General features: G+C 70.6%; 18 protein-coding genes. 11 read left to right on the forward strand and 7 right to left on the reverse strand.

All coding sequences use genetic code 11. The annotated features are described in order from the left end of the window. Nucleotides 1-20: 20 nt before the first annotated feature. Entirely contained in the window at nucleotides 21-1,265 is a 1,245-nt protein-coding gene (glgC, locus tag I847_RS0100215) for a glucose-1-phosphate adenylyltransferase (protein WP_028048071.1), read from the reverse strand. Nucleotides 1,266-1,374: 109 nt separating this feature from the next. Between glgC and glgA the strand changes: the two genes are divergently transcribed. Next, a complete protein-coding gene (gene glgA, locus I847_RS0100220; protein ID WP_028048072.1) occupies nucleotides 1,375-2,601 on the forward strand; it encodes a glycogen synthase in 1,227 nt (408 codons plus the stop codon). Between the two features lie 86 nt (nucleotides 2,602-2,687). Here the strand turns inward: glgA and I847_RS0100225 are convergent, their stop codons facing one another. After that, on the reverse strand, nucleotides 2,688-3,476 hold the full coding sequence (locus I847_RS0100225; RefSeq protein ID WP_196804441.1) for a hypothetical protein: 789 nt from the start codon (nucleotides 3,474-3,476) through the stop codon (nucleotides 2,688-2,690). A 99-nt stretch (nucleotides 3,477-3,575) separates the two neighbouring features. Between I847_RS0100225 and I847_RS0100230 the strand changes: the two genes are divergently transcribed. From I847_RS0100230 to I847_RS0100255, 6 genes are all read left to right on the forward strand, one after another. After that, complete coding sequence (locus tag I847_RS0100230) at nucleotides 3,576-4,367, forward strand: ABC transporter ATP-binding protein (protein WP_028048074.1); 792 nt, start codon at nucleotides 3,576-3,578, stop codon at nucleotides 4,365-4,367. Between the two features lie 71 nt (nucleotides 4,368-4,438). After that, nucleotides 4,439-4,873 (forward strand): NfeD family protein, encoded by a 435-nt coding sequence (locus I847_RS0100235; RefSeq protein ID WP_028048075.1) that lies wholly within the window; start codon nucleotides 4,439-4,441, stop codon nucleotides 4,871-4,873. 66 nt (nucleotides 4,874-4,939) lie between these two features. After that, nucleotides 4,940-6,070, forward strand: a complete 1,131-nt coding sequence (locus tag I847_RS0100240) for an SPFH domain-containing protein (protein ID WP_028048076.1) — start codon at nucleotides 4,940-4,942, stop codon at nucleotides 6,068-6,070. Between the two features lie 117 nt (nucleotides 6,071-6,187). Beyond that, nucleotides 6,188-6,856, forward strand: coding sequence for a TetR/AcrR family transcriptional regulator (locus tag I847_RS21145; protein WP_034608643.1), 669 nt, complete (start codon nucleotides 6,188-6,190; stop codon nucleotides 6,854-6,856). Then, complete coding sequence (locus I847_RS0100250; RefSeq protein ID WP_028048077.1) at nucleotides 6,856-8,595, forward strand: ABC transporter ATP-binding protein; 1,740 nt, start codon at nucleotides 6,856-6,858, stop codon at nucleotides 8,593-8,595. The genes I847_RS21145 and I847_RS0100250 overlap by 1 nt, the downstream gene beginning before the upstream one ends. Next, entirely contained in the window at nucleotides 8,592-10,565 is a 1,974-nt protein-coding gene (locus tag I847_RS0100255; protein WP_028048078.1) for an ABC transporter ATP-binding protein, read from the forward strand. The genes I847_RS0100250 and I847_RS0100255 overlap by 4 nt, the downstream gene beginning before the upstream one ends. A gap of 68 nt (nucleotides 10,566-10,633) precedes the next feature. Here I847_RS0100255 and I847_RS0100260 read toward each other — a convergent pair whose 3' ends face one another. Together I847_RS0100260 and I847_RS0100265 are read right to left on the reverse strand one after the other, a co-directional pair. Beyond that, a complete protein-coding gene (locus I847_RS0100260) occupies nucleotides 10,634-10,951 on the reverse strand; it encodes a hypothetical protein (RefSeq protein WP_028048079.1) in 318 nt (105 codons plus the stop codon). Beyond that, a complete protein-coding gene (locus I847_RS0100265) occupies nucleotides 10,948-14,469 on the reverse strand; it encodes an RHS repeat domain-containing protein (protein WP_155855924.1) in 3,522 nt (1,173 codons plus the stop codon). Before I847_RS0100265 ends, I847_RS0100260 begins: the two co-directional genes overlap by 4 nt. A gap of 179 nt (nucleotides 14,470-14,648) precedes the next feature. Here I847_RS0100265 and I847_RS0100270 point away from each other — a divergent pair, with 179 nt between their 5' ends. From I847_RS0100270 to I847_RS0100285, 4 genes are all read left to right on the forward strand, one after another. Then, nucleotides 14,649-15,887, forward strand: a complete 1,239-nt coding sequence (locus I847_RS0100270; RefSeq protein ID WP_028048081.1) for a sugar MFS transporter — start codon at nucleotides 14,649-14,651, stop codon at nucleotides 15,885-15,887. A gap of 4 nt (nucleotides 15,888-15,891) precedes the next feature. Further along, nucleotides 15,892-16,719 carry an RNA methyltransferase gene (locus I847_RS0100275; RefSeq protein WP_028048082.1) on the forward strand — a complete coding sequence of 276 codons (828 nt, stop codon included), beginning with the start codon at nucleotides 15,892-15,894 and terminating at the stop codon, nucleotides 16,717-16,719. Between the two features lie 312 nt (nucleotides 16,720-17,031). After that, on the forward strand, nucleotides 17,032-18,675 hold the full coding sequence (locus I847_RS0100280) for a hypothetical protein (RefSeq protein ID WP_028048083.1): 1,644 nt from the start codon (nucleotides 17,032-17,034) through the stop codon (nucleotides 18,673-18,675). A 155-nt stretch (nucleotides 18,676-18,830) separates the two neighbouring features. Then, nucleotides 18,831-19,910 (forward strand): bifunctional 2-polyprenyl-6-hydroxyphenol methylase/3-demethylubiquinol 3-O-methyltransferase UbiG, encoded by a 1,080-nt coding sequence (locus tag I847_RS0100285; protein WP_028048084.1) that lies wholly within the window; start codon nucleotides 18,831-18,833, stop codon nucleotides 19,908-19,910. Here I847_RS0100285 and I847_RS0100290 read toward each other — a convergent pair. The 3 genes from I847_RS0100290 to I847_RS21150 are packed head-to-tail and all read right to left on the reverse strand — an operon-like array spanning nucleotide 19,885 to nucleotide 21,687. Beyond that, nucleotides 19,885-20,451 (reverse strand): YbaK/EbsC family protein, encoded by a 567-nt coding sequence (locus tag I847_RS0100290; RefSeq protein WP_028048085.1) that lies wholly within the window; start codon nucleotides 20,449-20,451, stop codon nucleotides 19,885-19,887. The genes I847_RS0100285 and I847_RS0100290 overlap by 26 nt on opposite strands. Continuing rightward, entirely contained in the window at nucleotides 20,448-20,990 is a 543-nt protein-coding gene (locus tag I847_RS0100295; RefSeq protein WP_034608645.1) for a YbhB/YbcL family Raf kinase inhibitor-like protein, read from the reverse strand. Before I847_RS0100295 ends, I847_RS0100290 begins: the two co-directional genes overlap by 4 nt. Before the next feature lie 7 nt (nucleotides 20,991-20,997). Continuing rightward, on the reverse strand, nucleotides 20,998-21,687 hold the full coding sequence (locus tag I847_RS21150) for a Pr6Pr family membrane protein (protein WP_051274331.1): 690 nt from the start codon (nucleotides 21,685-21,687) through the stop codon (nucleotides 20,998-21,000). Nucleotides 21,688-21,695: the final 8 nt, after the last annotated feature.

A 21,695-nucleotide genomic window follows, 5' to 3' on the forward strand; every position in this document is an offset into this window, starting at 1 on the left:
TCCGGCCCGTGACCGTCCGCTCAGTCCGCCTCGATGACCGCGCCCTTCGGGACGACCGTGATGCCGGACTCGGTGACCGTGAACCCGCGGGCGAGGTCGTGCTCGTGGTCGAGCCCGATCCGCACGCGTTCGGGGATCTCGACGTTCTTGTCGATGATCGCGCGGTGGATCTGGGCGTACCGGCCTACCTCGATGTCGTCCATGAGCACCGAGTCGGTCACCTGCGCCCACGAGTGCAGCCGGATGCCCGGCGACAGCACCGACCCGCTGACGGTCGCACCCGAGATCAGCACGCCGGGGGACACGATCGAGTCCGCCGCGTGCCCCAGACGTCCCGCCCCGGCGTGCACGAACTTGGCGGGTGCCAGAGACGTGTAGCCGGTGTAGAGCGGCCACGCGTTGTTGTACAGGTTGAACACCGGCTCGATGGAGATGAGGTCGATGTTCGCCTCGTAGAACGCGTCGATCGTCCCGACGTCGCGCCAGTAGTTGCGGTCTCGCGGTGTCGAGCCTGGCACGTCGTTGCGGATGAAGTCGTACACGCCCGCCGTGCCGCGCTCCACGAACCACGGCGCGATGTCGCCACCCATGTCGTGCCGCGAGTTGACGTCCTCGGCGTCCGCGGTCACCGCGGCGACCAGGGCGTCCGCGTTGGCCACGTAGTTGCCCATCGAGGCCAGGATCTCGCCCGGGGAGTCCGCCAGCCCGACCGGGTCGGTCGGCTTCTCGCGGAAACGCGCGATCCGGCTGGGGTCGTTCGGGTCCACCTCGATGACGCCGAACTGGTCGGACTCCTCGATCGGCTGCCTGATGGCGGCCACCGTGAACTCGGCGCCCGACGCGATGTGCGCGTCGACCATCTGGGAGAAGTCCATGCGGTAGACGTGGTCGGCGCCCACGACGACGACGATGTCCGGGCGCTCGTCGTCGATGATGTTGAGGCACTGGTAGATGGCGTCGGCGCTGCCCAGGTACCAGTGCTTGCCGACGCGCTGCTGCGCCGGGACGGCCGCCACGTAGTTGCCCAGCAGCGAGCTCATGCGCCACGTCTTGGAGACGTGCCGGTCGAGGCTGTGCGACTTGTACTGCGTGAGCACGATCACATGCAGGTACCGGGAGTTGATGACGTTCGACAACGCGAAGTCGATCAGCCGGTACAGGCCCCCGAAGGGCACCGCCGGCTTTGCTCGGTGGGCGGTCAGGGGCATCAGGCGTTTGCCTTCCCCACCTGCGAGGACGATAGCGAGGACGCGCGGCGCTGCCATGAGTCGACCCTAGGCCCCTCGCGCGGTCCGGGCGAGGTCAGAGCCGCCACGCGCTAGCGTGTCGCGGAAGAGCCGGTCGTCGGAGCCGGTCGCTGAGGGGATGATTCGCGTGCGTGTCGATCTGCTGACCCGGGAGTACCCCCCGCACGTCTACGGCGGGGCCGGCGTGCACGTCGTCGGGCTCACCCGCGTGCTCGCCCGCTCGATCGACGTGCGGGTGCACTGCTTCGACGGTCCGCGCGACGAGACCGGGGTCTCGGGATACGCGGTACCCGTGGACCTCGCCGGTGCGAACGCGGCGCTCCAGACGTTCGGCGTCGACCTGGAGATCGCCGACGCGGTGGGGCGGGTGGGCCTTGACGGAGTGGCGTCCGACCTCGTGCACTCCCACACCTGGTACGCCAACCTGGGTGGCCACCTCGCCGGGCTGTTGAACGGCATCCCGCACGTGGTCACCGCGCACAGTCTCGAGCCCCTTCGGCCGTGGAAGGCCGAACAGCTCGGTGGCGGCTACGCGTTGTCGAGCTGGGCGGAGAAGACGGCCTACGAGGGCGCGGCCGCTGTGATCGCCGTGAGCGGCGGCATGCGCGAGGACATCCTTCGGTCCTACCCGTCGGTGGACCCGGACCTGGTCAAGGTCGTCCACAACGGCATCGACCTCGACCAGTGGCAGCGACCGACGGGCGAGGAGGTGCTCGCCCGCGCCGACGCGACGGTGCGTGCCCTCGGCATCGACCCGTCACGGCCGTCCGTGGTGTTCGTCGGCCGGATCACCCGGCAGAAGGGCCTGCCGTACTTCCTGCGGGCGGTCGAGCTGCTTCCCGCCGACGTCCAGGTGGTGCTCTGCGCCGGCGCACCCGACACCCCGGAGATCCTCGCGGAGGTGACCGGCCTGGTCGACGAGCTGCGCACGCGTCGCACCGGGATCGTCTGGATCGAGCAGATGCTGCCGCGGGACGACCTGATCGCCGTCCTCTCGCACGGCACGGTGTTCGCGTGCCCCTCCGTGTACGAGCCGCTCGGCATCGTCAACCTCGAGGCGATGGCGGTCGGTCTGCCGGTCGTCGGCACCGCCACCGGTGGCATCCCGGAGGTCATCGACGACGGGGTCACCGGGCTGCTCGTCCCGATCGACCAGCTGCAGGACGGCACCGGTACGCCCGTGGACCCCGCCGCGTTCGTCGCCGACCTGGGTGCGGCGCTCGCCGACGCCGTCAGCGACGCCGCTCGGACCGCGCGGTGGGGCCTCGCCTCGCGGCAGCGCGTCGAGGACCACTTCTCCTGGGAGGCCGTCGCCGACCGCACCCTGGACGTGTACCGCGCAGCCCTGGCCTGAGCGGCACGACGCGGCCGGGCTCGATCGATCTATTCCGCCGAACCGCCGTAGAGGTTGGCGATGTTCTCCACTCGATCGGACCAGCCTCAGACCGCCAGCATCGTCGCGGCCGCGCTCATGGCGCGGCGGGCCAGCCGGTCCACGTCGCGCAGCGCGGTCGACCGCTGGTCGGCCTGCCAGAGGTTGACCGCGGCACCGTCGTCCTGGGCTGCCAGGGTGACGATCGCGCGCAGCCGGGCGGCACTCGTCAGCACCCGCACCGTCCGCCCGTCGAGGCCGTCGGGCAGCCGCCACGTGGGCAGCCCGATGTCGCGCAGCGCCACGATCGACTCGGCGGCGTCCGGTCGCCAGCGCGCCACGTCGAGCCGCTGCAGCGCGTCGGTCACCTGCAGCAGCCCTTGCTGCAGGTCGCGCTCGGCCTCGGCCAGCGAACCGGTGCGCGCGTGCACCGCATGCCTCCAGTCGGCCACCTCGGTGACCTCCCACGTCACCAGGTGCCCGGGTTCGAGGTGCGACCCGAACCGCTCGACCAGCGGCACCGCGACGAGGCACGTGTGTCCCGACCGCACCAGGACCGCCTCTCCCGCGTCGGTCGCTGCTGCGCTCACTGCGGCGGGGGTCGCGCCCAGGTCCCCGGGTGCGGGAAGGACCGTCGCGGTCTCGCGCGGGCCGGGCTCGACGGCGTCGAGGAGCGACGAGAGCGGCTCGGTCGTGACGTCGTCACGGACCGGGTCGTTCGAGCCCGGCTCGTAGCGGACCGTGTGCGGCTCGTCGTCCGACTGGACCGCGCTCAGCAGGGGTCCGCGACCGACGCCGTCGCCCCCGAGCCACAGGGCGAGCAGCACGGAGCGCGGGAGCTCCAGGGCGATGTCCACTCGACAAAGGTAGGACGTGACGACGCTGGTGACGGAACGCACGTCGTCGCCGACCCTCCCGGCACCATGTCGTCGTGCAGGGCTATTAGGGTCATGCCCATGACCGACGTGCTCGACCTGCAGGCCGTGAGCATCCGCCGCGGGACCACGACCATCCTGGACGACGTGTCGTGGACGGTCCGGGACGGTGAGCGCTGGGTGGTGCTCGGCCGCAACGGTGCGGGCAAGACGACCCTGGTGCAGGTCGCCTCCGGGCGCATGCACCCGACGACAGGCACCGCCGACCTGCTGGGATCACGGCTCGGCCGTGTCGACGTGTTCGAGCTGCGTCCGCGCATCGGCCTGTCGAGTGCCGCGCTGGCGGACAAGATCCCCGCGGGTGAGACGGTGCGTGACGTGGTCCTGACTGCCGCCTACGGGGTCACCGGCCGATGGCGCGAGAGCTACGAGTCGCTCGACGAGGCACGCGCGACCGATCTGCTCGGCGCGTTCGGGGTGGCGCACCTGAGCGACCGGTACTTCGGCACCCTCAGCGAAGGGGAGCGCAAGCGCGTCCAGATCGCTCGCTCCCTGATGACCGACCCGGAGCTCCTGCTGCTCGACGAGCCGGCCGCCGGCCTCGACCTCGGCGGACGCGAAGAGCTGGTCGCCGCGCTCGCCGAGCTGGCCGCGGACCGGAAGTCGCCCGTGCTGGTGCTCGTCACGCACCACGTCGAGGAGATCCCGCAGGGTTTCACCCACGTGCTCCTGCTCCGGCAGGGGAAGGTGTTCGCCGCGGGTCCCGTGGACGAGGTGCTCACCGCCCAGACGCTCTCCGGTGCATTCGATCTGGAGCTCGTGGTCGACAAGATCGACGGGCGCTGGTCTGCCCGCGCGAGTGGCCCACGCTGACGTCGTCCGCGCCCTAGTATCGAAGGACGGATCCGACGTCGGAGACCGCCAGGTGCAGGGGAGTGAGCCCGATGGATTGGCTGTGGTGGGTCGGCGGGGCAGTGCTGTTCGGCATCCTCGAGATGCTCTCCCTCGACCTCGTCCTCGTCATGTTCGCGGGCGGGTGCCTGGCCGGCGCCGTCGCCGCGGGGCTGGATGCCCCGGTCGGCGTCCAGTTCCTGGTCGCAGCGCTGACGTCCGTCGTGCTGCTGGCGACGCTGCGCCCCTTCCTGCTCAAGCGCCTGCGTGAGCGCACGGTGCTGGTGGAGACCAATGCTGCGGCCCTCGTCGGCAAGGAAGCCGTCGTCGTCTCGACCGTGACCGTCGAGGGTGGGCGCGTGAAGCTCAACGGGGAGGTCTGGAGCGCCCGCGTCGACGACGCGTTGGCGATCCCGCCCGGTACGGAGGTGCGCGTCGCGCGCATCGACGGCGCCACGGCGGTCGTCGCACCCCTCGTCGGCGGCTGAGCCCTTCCTGATCGTGCGTACTACTCGTGGGCAGGGTGCCGGCGAGTGACCTCCTGGAGGACATAGATGGACGACCCTCAAACGATCGCTGCCTACATCGTCGGCGGCCTGATCCTGCTGTTCGTGATCATCGCGCTCGTGCGCGCGGTGCGGATCGTGCCGCAGGCCACTGCGGTCGTCGTCGAGCGGCTCGGCCGTTACTCGCGGACGCTGGACGCCGGTCTGCACCTGCTGATCCCGTTCATCGACCGGGTCCGTGCCGGTGTCGACCTGCGCGAGCAGGTGGTGTCGTTCCCGCCGCAGCCGGTGATCACCTCCGACAACCTCGTGGTGAGCATCGACACGGTCATCTACTTCCAGGTCACCGAGCCGAAGTCGGCGGTGTACGAGATCGCCAACTACATCCAGGGCATCGAGCAGCTCACCGTCACCACCCTGCGCAACGTCGTCGGGTCGATGGACCTCGAGCAGACGCTGACGAGCCGTGACCAGATCAACGGGCAGCTCCGTGGCGTGCTGGACGAGGCGACCGGCAAGTGGGGTGTGCGCGTCAACCGCGTCGAGCTCAAGTCGATCGACCCGCCCGAGAGCATCAAGGGCTCGATGGAGCAGCAGATGCGCGCCGAGCGTGACCGTCGCGCCACGATCCTCACCGCGGAGGGCATCAAGCAGTCGCAGATCCTGACCGCGGAGGGCGAGAAGCAGTCGGCGATCCTGCGCGCCGAGGGCAACGCCCAGGCGGCGATCCTCAACGCCGAGGGTGAGGCCCGAGCGATCCTGCAGGTGTTCGACGCCGTCCACCGTGGCGACGCCGACCCGAAGCTGCTGGCGTACCAGTACCTGCAGACGCTGCCGAAGATCGCGGCGTACCCGTCCAACAAGATGTGGTTCCTTCCGTCCGAGCTGACCAGCGCGCTGGGCACCTTCGCCAAGGGCTTCGGCGGACCGTTCACCGAGGAGTCGACGCGGCCCGCGGGCACGTCGCCGCTGGGCGACGACCTGCCGGCGACGACCCTGACGGACCCCGCCGAGGCGCTCGCCGAGGCGCGGCGTGAGTCGGCAGCCGCGACCGCGGACGCGACAAGCTCCGGCACGCTCAGCGGGGTGCCGTTCGACCCCGCAGCCGAGCTGGGACAGAAGCCGGGTTCCGGGGCGGTTCCACCGCGAGCCCCTGAGCAGCCGGCAACAGGCGCCTGACGGGACGAGGGGCCGGGCCGCTGGGCCCGGCCCTTCGTCTTCGTCGGCCACGGCGTCGTCGTTCGCTCACAGCGAACGGGTAGCGGAGTGAGTGCTCACTCAGTTAGTGTCGGCCGCATGGAGATCGTTGCGCCGCCTGCCAAGGTTCGAGCCGCTCCGCTGCCACCGGACGAGCGCCGGGCCGCGATCCTGACGGCCGTCCGCCCGGTGCTCCTGGAACGCGGCGCCGCCGTCACCACTCGCGAGCTCGCCGAGGCCGCCGGTGTCGCCGAGGGCACGCTCTTCCGCGTGTTCACGGACAAGCGCACGCTCGTGTACGAGGCGGTCATGGCTGCCGTCGACCCCGCCGCCGGCGTGCCCGAGATCAATGCGGTGGACATGAGCCTGCCGCTGCGTGAGCGTCTGGTGGTGCTCACGCAGCTCGGATTCGCCCGTGCCGAAGCGGGGATGCGCTGGATGCAGCTCCTGCACGAGGTCTCGCGGGAGGAGCCCGCATCGGGCGACCGGCACGCGGAGATGCGTGCGTGGGCGCGGCGCACGGAGCCGGGAAACGACGCGGTCCGGGAGGCGGTCCTCGCGGTCCTTGCCCCGGACGCCGACGCCCTGCGACTCCCCGTCGAGGACGTCGAGGAGCTGTTCCTGACCGTCATCCTCGGCACCACCATGCGGGCGGTCGACCAACGACGACGTGGAATGACGCCCGCGGCGCCCGATCCCGAACGCCTGGTCGATCTCCTCCTGCACGGCGTCCTGCGAAACCCCCAGTCCCCCGAGAGGAGCGCCTGATGCTCATCAAGCTGCTCAAGGTGCACTTGAAGCCGTACCAGGGCGCTGTGATCGCCGTGGTCCTGCTGCAGCTGGTGCAGACCATGGCCACGCTCTACCTGCCCAGCCTCAACGCCCGGATCATCGACGACGGCGTCGTCAAGGGCGACACCGCGGAGATCCTGCGTCTCGGTGGCGTGATGCTCGCCGTGAGCTTCGTGCAGGTCGTCGCCGCGATCATCGCGGTCTACTACGGCTCACGGACCGCCATGGCGTTCGGGCGTGACGTGCGCGAACGACTGTTCGGCCAGGTGCAGACGTTCTCGGCGCAGGAGGTGGCCAAGTTCGGCGCACCGACGTTGATCACCCGCACGACCAACGACGTCCAGCAGGTCCAGATGGTCACCATGATGACCTTCACGATGTTGATCATGGCGCCGATCATGCTGGTCGGCGGCGTGATCATGGCGATGCGCGAGGACGTGGTCCTCTCCGGCATCCTGCTGGTCTCCGTGCCGGTGCTCGGCGTCATCATCGGCGTGATCATCTCGCGGATGGTGCCCTACTTCCGGGTGATGCAGAAGCGCATCGACGGGATCAACCGGGTGCTCCGGGAGCAGATCGCCGGCGTCCGCGTGGTCCGCGCGTTCGTGCGGGAGCGTCGCGAGTCGCAGCGGTTCGACGGCGCGAACGCCGACCTCTACGAGACGTCGCTGCGGGTCGGCAAGCTCATGGCCCTGATGTTCCCGTCGGTCATGGTGGTGCTCAACATCACCAGCGTGGCCGTCCTGTGGTTCGGCGCGTACCGCGTGGACTCCGGCGCGATGCAGATCGGCCAGCTGACCGCGTTCCTGTCGTACATCGCCTACATCCTCATCGCGGTCATGATGTCGACGATGATGTTCGTGATGGTGCCGCGGGCCGTCGTGTCCTCGGAGCGCATCGGCGAGGTGCTGGAGACGGAGACCTCCGTGGTGCCGTCGGCGAACCCGCAGAGCCTGCCGGGCACCCGTTCCGGGCTGCTCGAGCTGCGCGGTGTCGAGTTCCGCTACCCGGGTGCCGAGCGCTCGGTGCTGCACGGCGTCGACCTCCTCGCGGAGCCCGGCCGGACGACGGCCGTCATCGGATCCACCGGTGCCGGCAAGACGACGCTCGTCAACCTCATCCCGCGGTTGTTCGACGTGACCGGCGGCTCCGTGCTGCTGGACGGCGTCGACGTCCGTGAGCTCGACCCGGACCAGCTGTGGACCCAGATCGGCCTGGTCCCCCAGAAGCCGTACCTTTTCGCGGGCACCGTGCGGACGAACCTCGAGTACGGCAAGCCTGGCGCGTCCGACGAGGAGCTGTGGCACGCGCTCGAGGTCGCACAGGCCCGCCCGTTCGTGGAGGCGCTGCCCGAAGGGCTGGACGCGCCGATCTCGCAGGGCGGCACGAACGTGTCGGGTGGCCAGAGGCAACGCCTCGCGATAGCCCGCGCGCTCGTCAGGAAGCCGTCGGTGTACCTGTTCGACGACTCGTTCTCCGCGCTCGACTACGCCACAGACGCTGCGCTGCGCGCGGCGCTCGTCCCTGAGACCCGGGACGCGACCGTGCTCGTCGTCGCGCAACGCGTGGCGACCATCCGGCACGCGGACTCGATCGTCGTGATGGAGGACGGGCTGGTGGTGGGCGTCGGTACCCACGCCGAGCTGCTGGAGTCGTCGGAGACCTACCGGGAGATCGTGTACTCGCAGGTCAGCGTCGAGGAGGCGACAGCATGAGCACGGAACAGCGTCCCGCCCCGGTCCAGCGGATGCCCCAGCGCCGCGGTCCGGGCGGCCCGATGATGAACATGGGGATGCCGGGCGAGAAGTCGATGAACTTCCGTGGCTCGGCCGCCAGGTTCCTGCGCGAGATGCGCGGCGAGCGGTGGCCGATGCTCGCGATCGTCGCGATGGGCACCGCGTCCGTCTTCCTGGCAGTCATCGGCCCCAAGATCCTGGGCCGGGCGACGAACGTCATCTTCGCCGGCATCATCGGCAAGAGCATCCCGGCGGGCGCGACCAACGCCCAGGCGGTCAAGGCTCTGCGCGACGCCGGCAAGACGTCGCAGGCGAACATCGTCGAGACGTCGGGAGCCGTGCCCGGGGTCGGCATCGACTTCACAGAGCTGCGCAACATCCTGCTGGTGGTCCTGGTGATCTACCTGGGGTCGTTCCTGTTCGGGTGGTTCCAGGGCCGCATGACGGCGGTCGTCGTGCAGCGCGTGGTGTACCAGATGCGTCAGCGCGTCGAGGCGAAGCTGTCCCGGCTGCCGCTGAAGTACCACGACGGACAGCCGCGCGGTGAGCTGCTCAGCCGCGTCACCAACGACATCGACAACGTCGCGCAGACGCTGCAGCAGACGCTCTCGCAGCTCATCACCTCCGTGCTCACCGTCGTCGGCGTGCTCGTGATGATGTTCCTCATCTCGCCGCTGCTCGCGGTGATCGCGCTCATCACCGTGCCGCTGTCGGTGTGGATCGCGGGGATGATCGCGAAGCGGTCCCGGCCGCAGTTCATGCAGCAGTGGGCCTGGACCGGCCAGCTCAACGCCCACATCGAGGAGATGTACACGGGCCACGCTCTGGTCACGGTCTTCGGGCGCCAGAAGGAGGCGGCCGAGACGTTCAAGGAGCGCAACGAGAAGCTCTACGAGACGAGCTTCAAGGCGCAGTTCATCTCGGGGATCATCCAGCCGGCGCTCGGCTTCGTCTCCAACCTCAACTACGTCATCGTCGCGGTCGTCGGCGGCCTGCAGGTGGCTTCAGGTGCCCTGTCGCTCGGCAGCGTGCAGGCGTTCATCCAGTACAGCCGCCAGTTCACCCAGCCGATCACGCAGATCGCGTCCATGGCGAACCTGCTGCAGTCGGGCGTCGCGTCCGTCGAGCGGGTGTTCGAGCTGCTCGACGCCGACGAGCAGGAACCGGACCCGGCCACGCCGGTCCAGCCCGACCAGCCTCTGCAGGGCCGGGTCGCGTTCGAGAACGTCGCGTTCAGCTACTCGCCGGACAAGCCGCTCATCCGGGACCTGTCCCTGGTGGCCGAGCCGGGACAGACGATCGCGATCGTCGGCCCGACCGGTGCCGGCAAGACGACCTTGGTCAACCTGCTCATGCGGTTCTACGAGGTCGACGACGGGCGGATCACGCTGGACGGCGTCGACGTGCGCGACATGACCCGGGACGCGCTGCGCTCCGAGATCGGGATGGTCCTGCAGGACACCTGGCTGTTCGGCGGGACGCTGGCCGAGAACATCGCCTACGGCGTCGAGCACGCCACGCAGGACGAGATCGTCGAGGCGGCCGTGGCCACCCATGTCGACCGGTTCGTGCGGACGCTCCCCGACGGCTACGACACGGTGGTCGACGACGAGGGCGCGAACGTCTCGGCGGGGGAGAAGCAGCTGCTAACGATCGCCCGCGCCTTCCTGGCCGACCCGGCGATACTCATCCTGGACGAGGCGACGTCGTCGGTGGACACCCGCACCGAGGTGCTCGTGCAGCACGCCATGAACGCGCTCCGGCACGGGCGGACCTCGTTCGTCATCGCGCACCGGCTCTCCACCATCCGCGATGCCGACACCATCCTGGTGATGGAGGACGGCGCGATCGTCGAACAGGGCTCGCACGACGAGCTGCTCGAGGCCGAGGGTGCTTACGCCCGCCTGTACGCGAGCCAGTTCGCTGCTGCGGTGGCGCCGGTCGACTGACGGGACTGCCGTCGCGATTCCTCGCCGTGTCTCGGGTACACGCCCAGGACCGACGACGGGGCCACCAGCTACTGGGCGTTCCACGCGATCGACGCCAGGCCGAAGACGAGCACACCGATCCCGAGGAGAACGACGATCCCAGCGACGACCGCGACGGGCCGAGCGAATCGAGTGAGAAATCCGCGGTACGTGACGATCGCGGCGAACGTGGCGATGGCACCGGCGGCGAATACCCGACTGGCGACATCGTCCGGGCGGACCGCGGGGACGTCTCGGGCGATCTGCCACGCGACGAGGGCGAGCCCGACGAGGGACAGAGCGCCGAACACTCCCGTCACGATGACGAGCGCCGAGGAATCCGCACCGTTGCGCGTGTCCCTGTTCATTCGCACGCCGCTTCGGCGAGCAAGACGAAACCGACGCCCACGGCGGCGGCGATACCTGCACCGATCAACGTCGCGCCCGCCGTGCTGATCGTTGCCGCTCCGAAGACGGCACCCTCGAGGAGGAAGCCGCTCCCGGTGCCCAGGACCCCCGCGACGCCCACGCCTGTCAGGCCGGCAGCGAGGGAGCAGGCGTCGGCGCCGGACGGATCGACGTAGTTGATGGGGTTGTCGGCCGCGTACGCATAGTGGTTGGCGTTCGCGGGATCGAGCGGGGTGTCGCGAGCGTCGCCCTGGGTCCAGCGTCCTTCGGCCGGGTTGTAGTAGCGGGCGGAGTTCTTGATCCAGCCTGTCGTGCGGTCGACGAGGCCGCCGGTGTAGAGGAACGGGGTCTGCGGGACGCCGTTGCCGCCGGAGGTCTCGGTGAGGGTGGAGATGCCGTACGGGTCGAAGGCGTACTGGAAGGCGTTGACGTCGAAGTTGGTGATCAGAGCGACAGGGGAGCCGAGGGCGTCGTAGATGTACATGGCGTCCTGGCCGGTGGAGGTGCGGATCTGGATCGGCTGCCCGGTCGGGTCGTTGTCCAGGTGTGCGGTGCCGTTGGAAACCTTGATCTCCTGGATCACCGGCCGCTTGGCGGAGCCACCGGCACCGTAGGTGTAGGAGTACGTGCCGCCGCTCGGGACGGTCTGCGAGAGGAGCTCGTCGTTGCCCGTCCCGGCGTAGGTGTAGGTGTAGGTCTTGCCGGCGCGGGTGACGGAGGCCATCTGGTCCCCGGCGGTGTAGGCGATGGTCCCGGCGGTCGGGTCGGCGGTCAGGTTCCCGGCGCCGTCGTAGGCGAACCCGGCCGTGGTGGTCTGGTTGGCGGCGTTGAACGTGCGGGTCTGGGTGGATGGGCTGGCGCCCGTGACGACGGCGCTCGTGCGGTTCCCGCGCACGTCGTAGGCGTAGGTGTAGCCAGCCGCGGGGATCGGCGTTCCGCCGGGGCCGGTGCCCGCCGTGGTGGCGGCGCCGGTCAGGCGGCGGTTCGAGTCGTACGTGTAGGTGGTGAGCTGGCCGGTGACGTTGTTGCGGCTCCACTGCACGAGCGACCGGTCCGCGGACCGTGTGGTGGGGCAGGTGGGGTAGGTCGACCCGGCCGCGTAGCAGTACGACAGGTCGACGACCGTGGTCGCCGGTGCCCCCGGGACTGCGGCCGCATGCTTGCGCTCCCCGAGGATGCGGGTGGCGCGCCCGGAGGCGTCGAAGTCGGTGTGCGAGTGCACGGCCCAGCGGGTGTGCGCGGCATCCGCGCGCATCCAGGTGTCGGTGCGTCGACCGTTGGAGTCCACCGCGAACACGGTCAGGCCGCGCAGACCGTCTTCCGGCCACCCGGCGGGCGCGGGGTACTGCATGGAGACGAGGGCTCCGGCGGTGTCGTAGGTGTAGTTCGTCGGGCCACCGGTGTCGGTCGTGGAGGCCAGTCGGCCGGCCTTGTCGTAGGTGTAGGTGATGGTCTTGTTGTCGAACGTGTTCTTCCGGGTGCGCACGTTGGAGACCTGGTCGTACGTCGTCGTCGTGGTCCCAGCGGCGTCGGTGCGCGTGGACAGCCGCCCAGCGCTGTCATAGGTGAACGAGACGTCGGGGTTGGCGGCGGTACCGGAGTAGTCGGTGCCGGTCACCCGGTCGAGTACGTCGTAGCTGTACGTGGTGGTCACCGCCCGCCCGTCGGTGGAGGTCTTGAGCCGACCGTAGGTGTCGTAGGTGAAGTCACGCACCCCGAGGTTCGACCCGGTCACCGGGGTGATCTTGGTCAGCTGTGCGTTCGTGTAGGTGTACTTGGTCGAGTTGGTGCCGTTGCCGGGTGCCGTGGCCGTCGCGACGGTGCCGTCGGGGATGTTGCGTGTCAGGACAGCCTTCGCGGCGGTCGCGTCGGCAGATGTCAGCGGGTTGCCGGCACCGTTGTAGGTGTAGGTCGATGGTGCACCACCGTCCACGGTGCTCGACGTCGGCAGGTAGCGCGGGGTCGCGCTGTAGCCCCAGCCGCGTGCCGAGCCGGTCGGGGCGGTCTGCCCGGTCAGCGACTCGCCGCCGTTCGCGCCATAGGTGTACGTCGTGGTCGCGGACGCGCCCTGGGTCGTGGTCAGCGGATCGAAGTTCGCCGTGAACGTCGCCGAGCGGCTCCGGCCCTGGGCATCCTGTGCCGACGCGACCCGCCCTGTCTGCTCCGGCGACAGGGTGTACGTGGTGTGCGGCCCCGTCGCGGGTGAGCCGGCCTGCTCCTGGCTGCCGTCGGAGACCAGCACCTGGGAGTCGCTCACATAGGCGAGCCGCGTCCAGGTGTCACCGGGTGAGCCGGCGGTGCTGTTCACCTGCCGGATCGAGGTGACCCGGTTGCGCGCGTCGAAAGTGAACCGCGTGTCGATGCCGCCGGGCGCCGCGATCTTGGTCAGCTGGTGCGCCGAGTACGAGAAGGTCGTGACGCGCCCCGCCGCGTCGGTCAGCGTCGCCAGGTCGCCGTACCCGTCGTACGCGAGTGCGACGCTGCGTACCGAGCCGGCCGGGCCCTGGGAGAGCTTGGTGAGCCGGTTCGAGGTGTAGCCGAGGGAGACGCCGAGACCCGACGTGCCTCGCGTGGCGCTGATAGCGGTCGGCCGCGTCGTGACGTACGGGTCGTAGGTGATCGTGCTGGTGTTGCCGTTGCGGTCGGCGATCGACAGGATCACCCCGGCCGCGTTGAACGTCAGGACCTGGGCGGACTGGTGATCCGTCACCGTCCACGTCGCTCCGAGATGAGTGAGGTCGGCGGTGAGGCCGCCCGGCGGTGTGTAGCCGCCTCCCGTCTTCGGCACGAAGGTCCCCGAGAGCCCCGACGGACCCCAGAACACGACCGAACCGTCCGCAGCGAACTCGAGGCGGGCGGCGAAGCTCACGGTCCAGCCGAAGCCGGTGGCGTTCGAGCTGGAGGCCTGCGGCACGCCCGCACCCAGCGAGAGCGAGTTGTAGGCGAGCTGCACCGGGATGTCCGTGTTCACACCCGGGACGGTCAGCCCGTCCGCCGAGACCAGCAGGTTCCCCGTCCCGACGTCGACCTTCGCCGACGTGCGGTCACCGACCTGGAAAGGCAGCGCAGTCGCGTTCTTGCGGCCACCCGCACCGAGCATCGGGGAGACCGTCGCCGTCTGCAGCGCGGTCAACGCGGAGCACGATCCCGCATCGCAGCCCTTGACCTGCCACTCGACGGTCGTGCCGGACGGGATCGTGGGGAGCGCCAGTCGGGCGACCTGCCCCGACGTCACGGCCACCGCCGTGCCGTTCGCCAGGTTCCAGGTGGCCGACCCCAGCCGACGTGCGAAGAACTGGGCGCTGACCACGCCACCGTCGGGATCGCTGACCGTCGCAGCGAGGACCGGGGCGTACGTCACCGCTCGTTCGACGGCCAGACCGGTCGGCACCGCGGGCGATGCCGCGACCGCAGGAAGGGCCGCCCCGACGAGCGCGACCGCGGATACTCCGACGACGAAACCCCAACGACCACGCACGACGCCCCCTCAGGCTGCCGTGGCTGTCCCTGCCTGTTTCTAGACGAGTGCCGTGTCATGGATAGCGCACCCGGACAATTCCGCACAAGGGGTGACAGAGCGGAACGTCACGCGGTGCGTCTGGCTGGGGGACCGATGGGCGGCGATCGGCGGCCTCGTGCGAGCCGTACGCTCTGCGCATGGTCACGCTCCCCGGTGCCGAGCGGACCGGCTTTCGCCGTGACCGGATCACCGTCGCGTTCTACGGGGTGTTCGCCGTCTGGGGCTGGCTGCTGTACAGCTTCAACCCGAGCGTCCCGCTGCTGGCGGACGACCTCGGCATCTCGGACGCCCAGGCGGGTCTGCACGGGACGGCGATGGCGGTCGGCGCGATACTCGCGGCGTTCGTCACCCCCCGACTGGTCCGGGGCCGTGGTCGGCGAACAGCCGTCGTCGCGTCGGTCGCGCTCATCGCCCTCGGCGTCGTGGCCCTCGTCCTCGCGCCGACGCTCGCCTGGAGCCTCACCGCGATCTTCGTCGTCTCGGTCGGGGGCAATGCCGCGCTCACCGCCACGCAGCCCGGGCTGGCGCTCCGGCACGGACGCGCGTCGTCCGCCGCGCTGACCGAGGCGAACGGCGTCGGGTCGTCCATCGGGCTCGTCGGCCCGCTCGCGGTCGGCGCGTGCGTCGCGATCGGGTGGGGCTGGCGTCCCGCGGTGCTGGTGACCGCTGCTCTCGCCGTGGTCTGCGCCCTGATGCTCGCGCGGATCCCCGTCGGCGGGGCGATGACGCCCGCGCACCAGGCGCCCGCCCCCGAACCCGCGGTCTCGGACACGCCCGTTCGGCGCAGCGCGCTGCCGGTCTGGTGCTTCCTGGCCACGCTCGTCGCCGCCGTCGGCATGGAGTTCGCGACGACCTACTGGGCGACGGGCCTCGTGATCGAGCACACCGACGCCGGTGCCGGCATCGCCGCGGCCACGACCGCCGGCCTGGTCCTCGGGATGTCGGTGATCCGCTTCGTCGTCGGACCCTTGTCGCTGCGGATCGCGCCCGCCCGCCTGCTCACGGGAGCCTTCGTGCTGGCGATCGGCGGCTGGGCGATCCTGTGGACGGCGACCACCCCCGCGGTCGCGATGCTGGGGCTCGTCGTCTCCGGGCTCGGCTACGGCGCGCAGTACCCGCTCTCGGTGGCCCTCCTGCTGGCCACCGCCCCCCACCGGCCGGACGCGATCCAGGGCCGCGCGACCTTGGCGGCGGGCCTGGCGGTCGGGGTGGCACCGTTCGCACTCGGTGCCCTCGCCGACCAGTTCGGCACCCACCAGGCATTCATCCTCGTCCCGGTCGTCGCCGTCGCCGGTGCGGTGGCCGCAGCCCTGGGCGGTCGAGCCGTACGGCTGGCGGTCACCTCCCAGGCCGACGTCGTCGCCCTGGGAGGATGACCGCGTGCCCCGCCCGGACCTGCAGCCCGTCACCTCGTCCGACGACGAACGCCTCACCGACTACGTCTCGCTGACGGACGTCGCGCTGCGCTCCAGGCTCGAGCCGGCGAAGGGCCTCTACATCGCCGAGAGCTCGACCGTCCTCGGCCGGGCGCTCTCCGCCGGCCACCGTCCGCGGTCCGTCCTGCTCGCACCGCGCTGGGTGCCTGACCTCGAGCGGATGCTCGCCGCGCTGCCCTCCGACGACGTCGTCGTCCCCGTCTACGTGGCCGACGAGCCCGTCCTCGAGGCGATCACCGGGTTCCATGTCCACCGCGGGGCGCTCGCCGCCATGCACCGCCCGCCGCTGGCACGCGTCGAGTCCGTTCTCGCAGGTGCACACCGCGTCGCCGTGCTCGAGGACATCGTCGACCACACCAACGTCGGCGCCGCCATGCGGGCGTGCGCTGCGTTCGGCCTCGACGCCGTGCTCATCACGCCGCGCTGCGCCGACCCGCTCTACCGGCGCTCCGTCCGCGTCTCCATGGGGACGGTGTTCCAGGTGCCGTGGACCCGCATCGACCCGTGGCCGTCCGGACTGGACCTGCTGCGCTCGCTCGGGTTCGTGAGCGCATCGCTGGCGCTCACCGACGACTCGATCTCGCTCGACGCGTTGGCGGCGGACCCGCCCGACAAGCTCGCACTGATCCTCGGTGCGGAGGGCGACGGGCTCAAGCCGCAGACGATCGCCGGGTCGGACCTCGTCGTCCGCATCCCGATGGCCGGTGGCGTGGACTCGCTCAACGTCGCGTCTGCTGCTGCTGTGGCGTTCTGGGCGACGCGCACGTCCTGACGGCTGCTCGCTCCGCGCCGCTCCGGACCATCCAGCGTCCACAGGCGTGAACGGACCATCCAGCGTCCACAGGCGTGAACGGACAGGGCTGCGCCCGAAAAGTCACCCCCTGCGCACGGCACATCACCCAAATGCCACAGCATTGTCTCTGACCAGGCGTCAATTGGTGCCGTAATGTCCGGTTCGTCGGAAATCGACAACGGTCTGGGGACCCCCGTCCCCGAGTTCGAGTCCCTCACATCCACGCCTCCGCGTGACGCGAGAACCGGGCTTTCCTCGCACTGGGCCGTTTCGACCCATAGGGAGCTCGGGATGAGATTCACGCGGTTCGCAGCGGCGCTCGGGGCTGTCGCTCTGGTCGGAGCGGTGGTGATCGCCGTCGCCGGACCTGCGTCAGCCGGAGGAAGCCACCCGAGCCCGAGCCCGTCCCCGACCTGCTCCCCGTCGCCGGGCGCCGCCGCCTGGGACGAGACGATCGTCGACCACGTGGCGTACACCGACCCGGACACCGTCGTGCCCGACACCTGGGTGGTCGACACTGCCGCTTCCGAGGAGACCCTCGTCGACCACGAGGCGCACTGGCAGCGCTACTCCTGGGTGGGTGGCCCGATCGCCGAGGGCGTCACGCCGTCGTGGTCCGGCCCGGCCGACCCGAGCTGGCAGGCGAACACGGCAGGCGACCCGAACAAGATCGGCCACGCCGGCGCGTACGACCAGGGCAAGCCCGGTCACGCGGACTGGTTCTACCTGGAGTGGGTGCCCGCTGCGACGCACGTCGTCCACCACGCCGAGGCCGGGCACTGGGAGCACCACCCGGCGATCCCCGGGCAGCACCACGATGCTGTGACGCACGTCGTGCACCACCCGGCGACCCCGCCCGTGACCTGCCCGTCGCCGTACGAGGACACGATCACCGTGACGCCCGCCGTGATCGTCACGCCGCCCACCTGCGACGCGGAGGGCTCGTTCACCCTGTCCCCTGAGTCGGGTGTGCTCTGGAGTGCGGTGGACGGCAACGAGCCTGGCTCGATCGTCTTCACCGCCGCCCCGGCACCGGGGTACGCGTTCCCCGCCGATGTCCAGACGCAGTTCTCCGTGCCCAACCTGGACCAGCTGGCTGCCGACGACGAGGAGTGCTACGCACCCCCGCAGGTGGCCTACGTGGTTCCGGCCACCCCGTCCGTCCAGGACGAGTGCGGCACGGACGACGACACGTACCTGCTGCCGCCGAACGGCGACGGGATCGCGTACTCGTACGACGAGGACGGTCAGGTCCTGGCCACCATCACGGCGGAGAACACCGAGTGGAACGATCTGCCGGGCGACTGGAAGCTGAACGAGGCTGGGGACGCCGTGCACCTGGGCAACGACGACGACTTCACCGACGAGCCGTGCGTCTTCCCTGTGCCGACGCAGCTCAACGCCGACCCGACGCCTCCGACGTGCACCGCTCCCGGCGCACTCGACACGGACGCGCTCACGGCCGGCGCGCAGGCTCAGGGCCTGGACGAGGACGGCGACCTCGTCTACGAGTTCGAGCACCTGACCCTGCTCGTCGACCGCACCGTCCCGGGCCTGGTCGGCCTGTTCGTCTACGCCGACGACGGCACCTCCCTCGAGGGCCTGAGTGAGGCGTGGACGGTGAGCGACGACGGCGTGTTCGCCTATCGCGTCATCACGCTGGGGCACACGATCGGCTTCCAGAGCTCGGACAGCGAGGCACCGTGCTTCCAGCAGCAGACGGCGACCCCGACTCCGACGCCGACCGAGGTCACGGAGGTGCTGCCGGACGACCCGGCACCGACCACCAGCGCGACCCCGGTGACCTCCGAGGTCCTGGCGTCGGGTCCGACGCTGGCCGCCACGGGCAGCAACGGGACGCTGGCCATGGCCGGCATCGCCCTGCTGGTCCTCCTGCTGGGTACCGGAGGCGTGGCGCTCGCCCAGCGCAGGTGATCGTCGACCGAGCGGGGACCGGGTTGCTCCGGTCCCCGCTCGGCCGCGTCCGGACGCCGACTCGGCGGTGCTCCGACGGACCCTTCGGTACGGGCGGGTCATGTCGAGGTTGAGCCACCTACCTGACGCCCCGTGGCTCGGAGGATGCTGGGCCGATGACCACTGACCTGTTCGAGCCGGTCGGGTCGAGCTCCGACGAGGTCGAGAGTCGCCTGCTCGCCGCGCTGCTCGGTGCCCAGGAGCTGTTCGCCGTCTACGCCGGTGACCGCCTCGGCTGGTACACCTCGCTCGCCGCGCACGGCGCGTCGACGTCGGAGGAGCTGGCCCAGCGAACCGCGACCGACGAGCGGTACGCACGCGAGTGGCTCGAGCACCAAGCCGCCGCGGGATTCGTCACGGTCGACGACGAGCACCGCTTCGCGCTGACCGACGGAGCACGCGAGGTGCTCACCGACGCCGAGTCGCCGTCGTTCCTGACACCGCTCGGTCGCCTGCAGGCGGCCACGGGACGGATCGTCGACGACCTGGTCGACGCGTACCGGAGCGGTGACGGTGTCCCGTGGGAGCGGATGGGCGACGACGCGCGTACCGCGCAGGCCGACCTCAACCGACCGCTGTACCTCGGTCCGCTCGTCGACGAGGTGCTGCCCGGGATCCCGTCGCTGCACGCGCTGCTCCGGGGCGGTGCGCGGCTCGCGGACCTCGGGTGCGGGGAGGGCTGGTCCTCGATCGCGATCGCCCAGGCCTACCCGGAGACGTCCGTGGTCGGCATCGACATCGATGCGTCGTCGATCGAGGCGGCCCGGTCCAACGCCGGCGCCGTCGACGTCACGTTCGAGCTGGCCGATGCGGCGTCGGTCCACGGCGAGAAGTTCGACGCCATCACGTTCTTCGAGTGCGTGCACGACCTGCCCGACCCGGTCGCGGTGCTCGCGGCGGCACGTGCCATGGTCCGTGACGACGGGTACGTGCTCGTCGCCGACGAGCGGACCCAGGAATCGTTCACGGCCCCCGCCGACGCTGTCGAGCGGCTGTTCTACGGCTGGTCGCTCACCATCTGCCTGCCGAGCGGACGCGCGACGTCGCCGAGCGTCGCCACGGGCACCGTGATGCGGCCCGCAACGCTCGAGCGCTACGCGCGCGCGGCCGGGTTCGCGGGGATCGAGGTCCTGCCGGTCGAGCTCGACGTGCTGCGGTTCTACCGCCTGCTCATCCCAGCGCCAGACCCTCGATGACCTCGACCCCGGGGGCGCCGGCGAGCAGTGCACCGGGCAGGGCGATCTTGGAGCGACGAAGGCCGCTGCCGATGATCACCGTCGGCCCGGCGGCTGGGTCGTCGAGCGCCACACGGGCGTCCACCAGCACGCGATAGCGTCCCGGCAGGCCGAGCGGGGTGATGCCGCCGTACTCCATGCCCGACTCCTCGACTGCGCGGTCCATCGGCAGGAACGACGCCTTGCGGACGTCGAGCAGGCGCTTGACGGCGTTGTTGACGTCCGCGCGCGTCGTGGCCCGCACGACGCACGCAGCCACGCGCTCCTCGCCCTCGCGGCGACCAGCCACGAGCACGCAGTTCGCGGACGCGGCCGGAGGCAGGGCGAACGACTCGGTCAGGGTCGCGGTGTCGGCCAGGTCGGGGTCGATCTCGGTGACCAGGACGGCGTCGGCTACCGCCGCGTCACCGGCCGCCCACGCGGTGATCGTCGCGAGGGTGGACGGGGCGAGGAGGTCGGGGTGGTCGAGCGCGCGGGTCCAGGTCAGCGTGCCCAGCGTCATCGCTGATAGGTCCCGACGAGGATCGCGCGCGCGAGGGTGTGGAAGATGACCGCCGTGTTCGCGGCGCCCGGCATGCTCTCGGGGGTGAGGCCGAGGGACGGTGTGTCGAGGGCGTGGACGACGAAGAAGTAGCGGTGCACCTGGTCGCCGGGAGGCGGCGCCGCCCCGACATATCCGGCGACCCCGTCGTCGCCCCTGAGCTGGAGCGCGCCCGGCGGGAGCCTGGAGCCGTCCGGGTTGCCCGCGCCGCGAGCGAGGGACGTGACGTCGGCAGGGACGTCCGCCAGGGTCCAGTGCCACCAGCCCGCCGGGCCCGGGGCGTCCGGGTCGAAGCAGGTGACCAGGAACGACGCCGTCGCGGCTGGGAAGCCGGACCAGGACAGCTGCGGCGACACGTTGCGGTCGTCGCCGGTGTTGGTGTGCAGGTCGGGCACGCGGGCGCCGGGGGCGATGTCCTCACTGGCCAGCCTGAAGTCGGGGACCTTGGGCAGCAGCGAGTAGGGGTCGGGGGCGACGGGGCGGGTGAGGTTCACGGCCATGGCGCCATCATGTCGTGGGGGAGGCCGGGGTGCTCGCCACCGGGTCGGTCGACGTCGCCGGTCCCGCCTCGTCGCGACGCCCGAGGACCGGGTTCGTGGGCAGCAGCCGGTCGATGCCGACGAGCGCCAGGCCGAGCACGAAGAACCCGACGGCGTAGATCACGACGTTCTTCAGCAGCCCGCCGTAGCCGAGCACGGAGACGTCGATGAACCCGTACGGATAGGCGCTGCCCAGGCTGACGACGCCACGGACGGTGGCGAACGCGCAGTACGCCACCGGGTAGGTGAGCCACCAGGCGGCGGTCCGGATGTGCAGCCTGCGGTGGGGGACCATCAGCAGGAAGTGCACGAACGCGGCGATCGGCGTGAACCGGTGCACCAGCTGGTCGTGCGTCAGGCCGAGGGCGATGACCTCCTGGCCGGGTGGGGCCGGGTCGAGGATCAGGTACGAGACGAGCCCGGTGATGAGCATGAAGAGGGTGACGGCACCCCACAGCCACGGTTCCGGCTCGGTCCGTCGGGTCAGGACGGCGACACCGCCCCACAGCATCACCACCGCCAGCAGCAGGTTCGACTGGTCGGTGAAGTAGACGTAGTCCTCGATGTGGAAGCTGAGGCCGCTGCTCGGCGACCAGAACAACGCGACGAACGTGACTGCTGCCAGTGCGAGGCGATAGACCCCGACGACCACTCCCATGACTGCCC

Source organism: Cellulomonas sp. URHD0024 (assembly GCF_000426185.1).
In the GTDB taxonomy this organism is placed as follows: Bacteria; Actinomycetota; Actinomycetes; order Actinomycetales; family Cellulomonadaceae; genus Cellulomonas.

Excerpts from the sequence above, each read along its gene's own strand:
- I847_RS0100295 (WP_034608645.1), bottom strand. The coding sequence starts at position 20,990 with ATGGCCGTGAACCTCACCCGCCCCGTCGCCCCCGACCCCTACTCGCTG.
- I847_RS0100250 (WP_028048077.1), top strand. The coding sequence starts at position 6,856 with ATGCTCATCAAGCTGCTCAAGGTGCACTTGAAGCCGTACCAGGGCGCT.
- glgC (WP_028048071.1), bottom strand. The coding sequence starts at position 1,265 with ATGGCAGCGCCGCGCGTCCTCGCTATCGTCCTCGCAGGTGGGGAAGGC.
- I847_RS0100260 (WP_028048079.1), bottom strand. The coding sequence starts at position 10,951 with ATGAACAGGGACACGCGCAACGGTGCGGATTCCTCGGCGCTCGTCATC.
- I847_RS0100255 (WP_028048078.1), top strand. The coding sequence starts at position 8,592 with ATGAGCACGGAACAGCGTCCCGCCCCGGTCCAGCGGATGCCCCAGCGC.
- I847_RS21145 (WP_034608643.1), top strand. The coding sequence starts at position 6,188 with ATGGAGATCGTTGCGCCGCCTGCCAAGGTTCGAGCCGCTCCGCTGCCA.
- I847_RS0100290 (WP_028048085.1), bottom strand. The coding sequence starts at position 20,451 with ATGACGCTGGGCACGCTGACCTGGACCCGCGCGCTCGACCACCCCGAC.
- I847_RS21150 (WP_051274331.1), bottom strand. The coding sequence starts at position 21,687 with ATGGGAGTGGTCGTCGGGGTCTATCGCCTCGCACTGGCAGCAGTCACG.
- I847_RS0100285 (WP_028048084.1), top strand. The coding sequence starts at position 18,831 with ATGACCACTGACCTGTTCGAGCCGGTCGGGTCGAGCTCCGACGAGGTC.
- I847_RS0100280 (WP_028048083.1), top strand. The coding sequence starts at position 17,032 with ATGAGATTCACGCGGTTCGCAGCGGCGCTCGGGGCTGTCGCTCTGGTC.
- I847_RS0100230 (WP_028048074.1), top strand. The coding sequence starts at position 3,576 with ATGACCGACGTGCTCGACCTGCAGGCCGTGAGCATCCGCCGCGGGACC.
- I847_RS0100235 (WP_028048075.1), top strand. The coding sequence starts at position 4,439 with ATGGATTGGCTGTGGTGGGTCGGCGGGGCAGTGCTGTTCGGCATCCTC.
- I847_RS0100270 (WP_028048081.1), top strand. The coding sequence starts at position 14,649 with ATGGTCACGCTCCCCGGTGCCGAGCGGACCGGCTTTCGCCGTGACCGG.
- I847_RS0100240 (WP_028048076.1), top strand. The coding sequence starts at position 4,940 with ATGGACGACCCTCAAACGATCGCTGCCTACATCGTCGGCGGCCTGATC.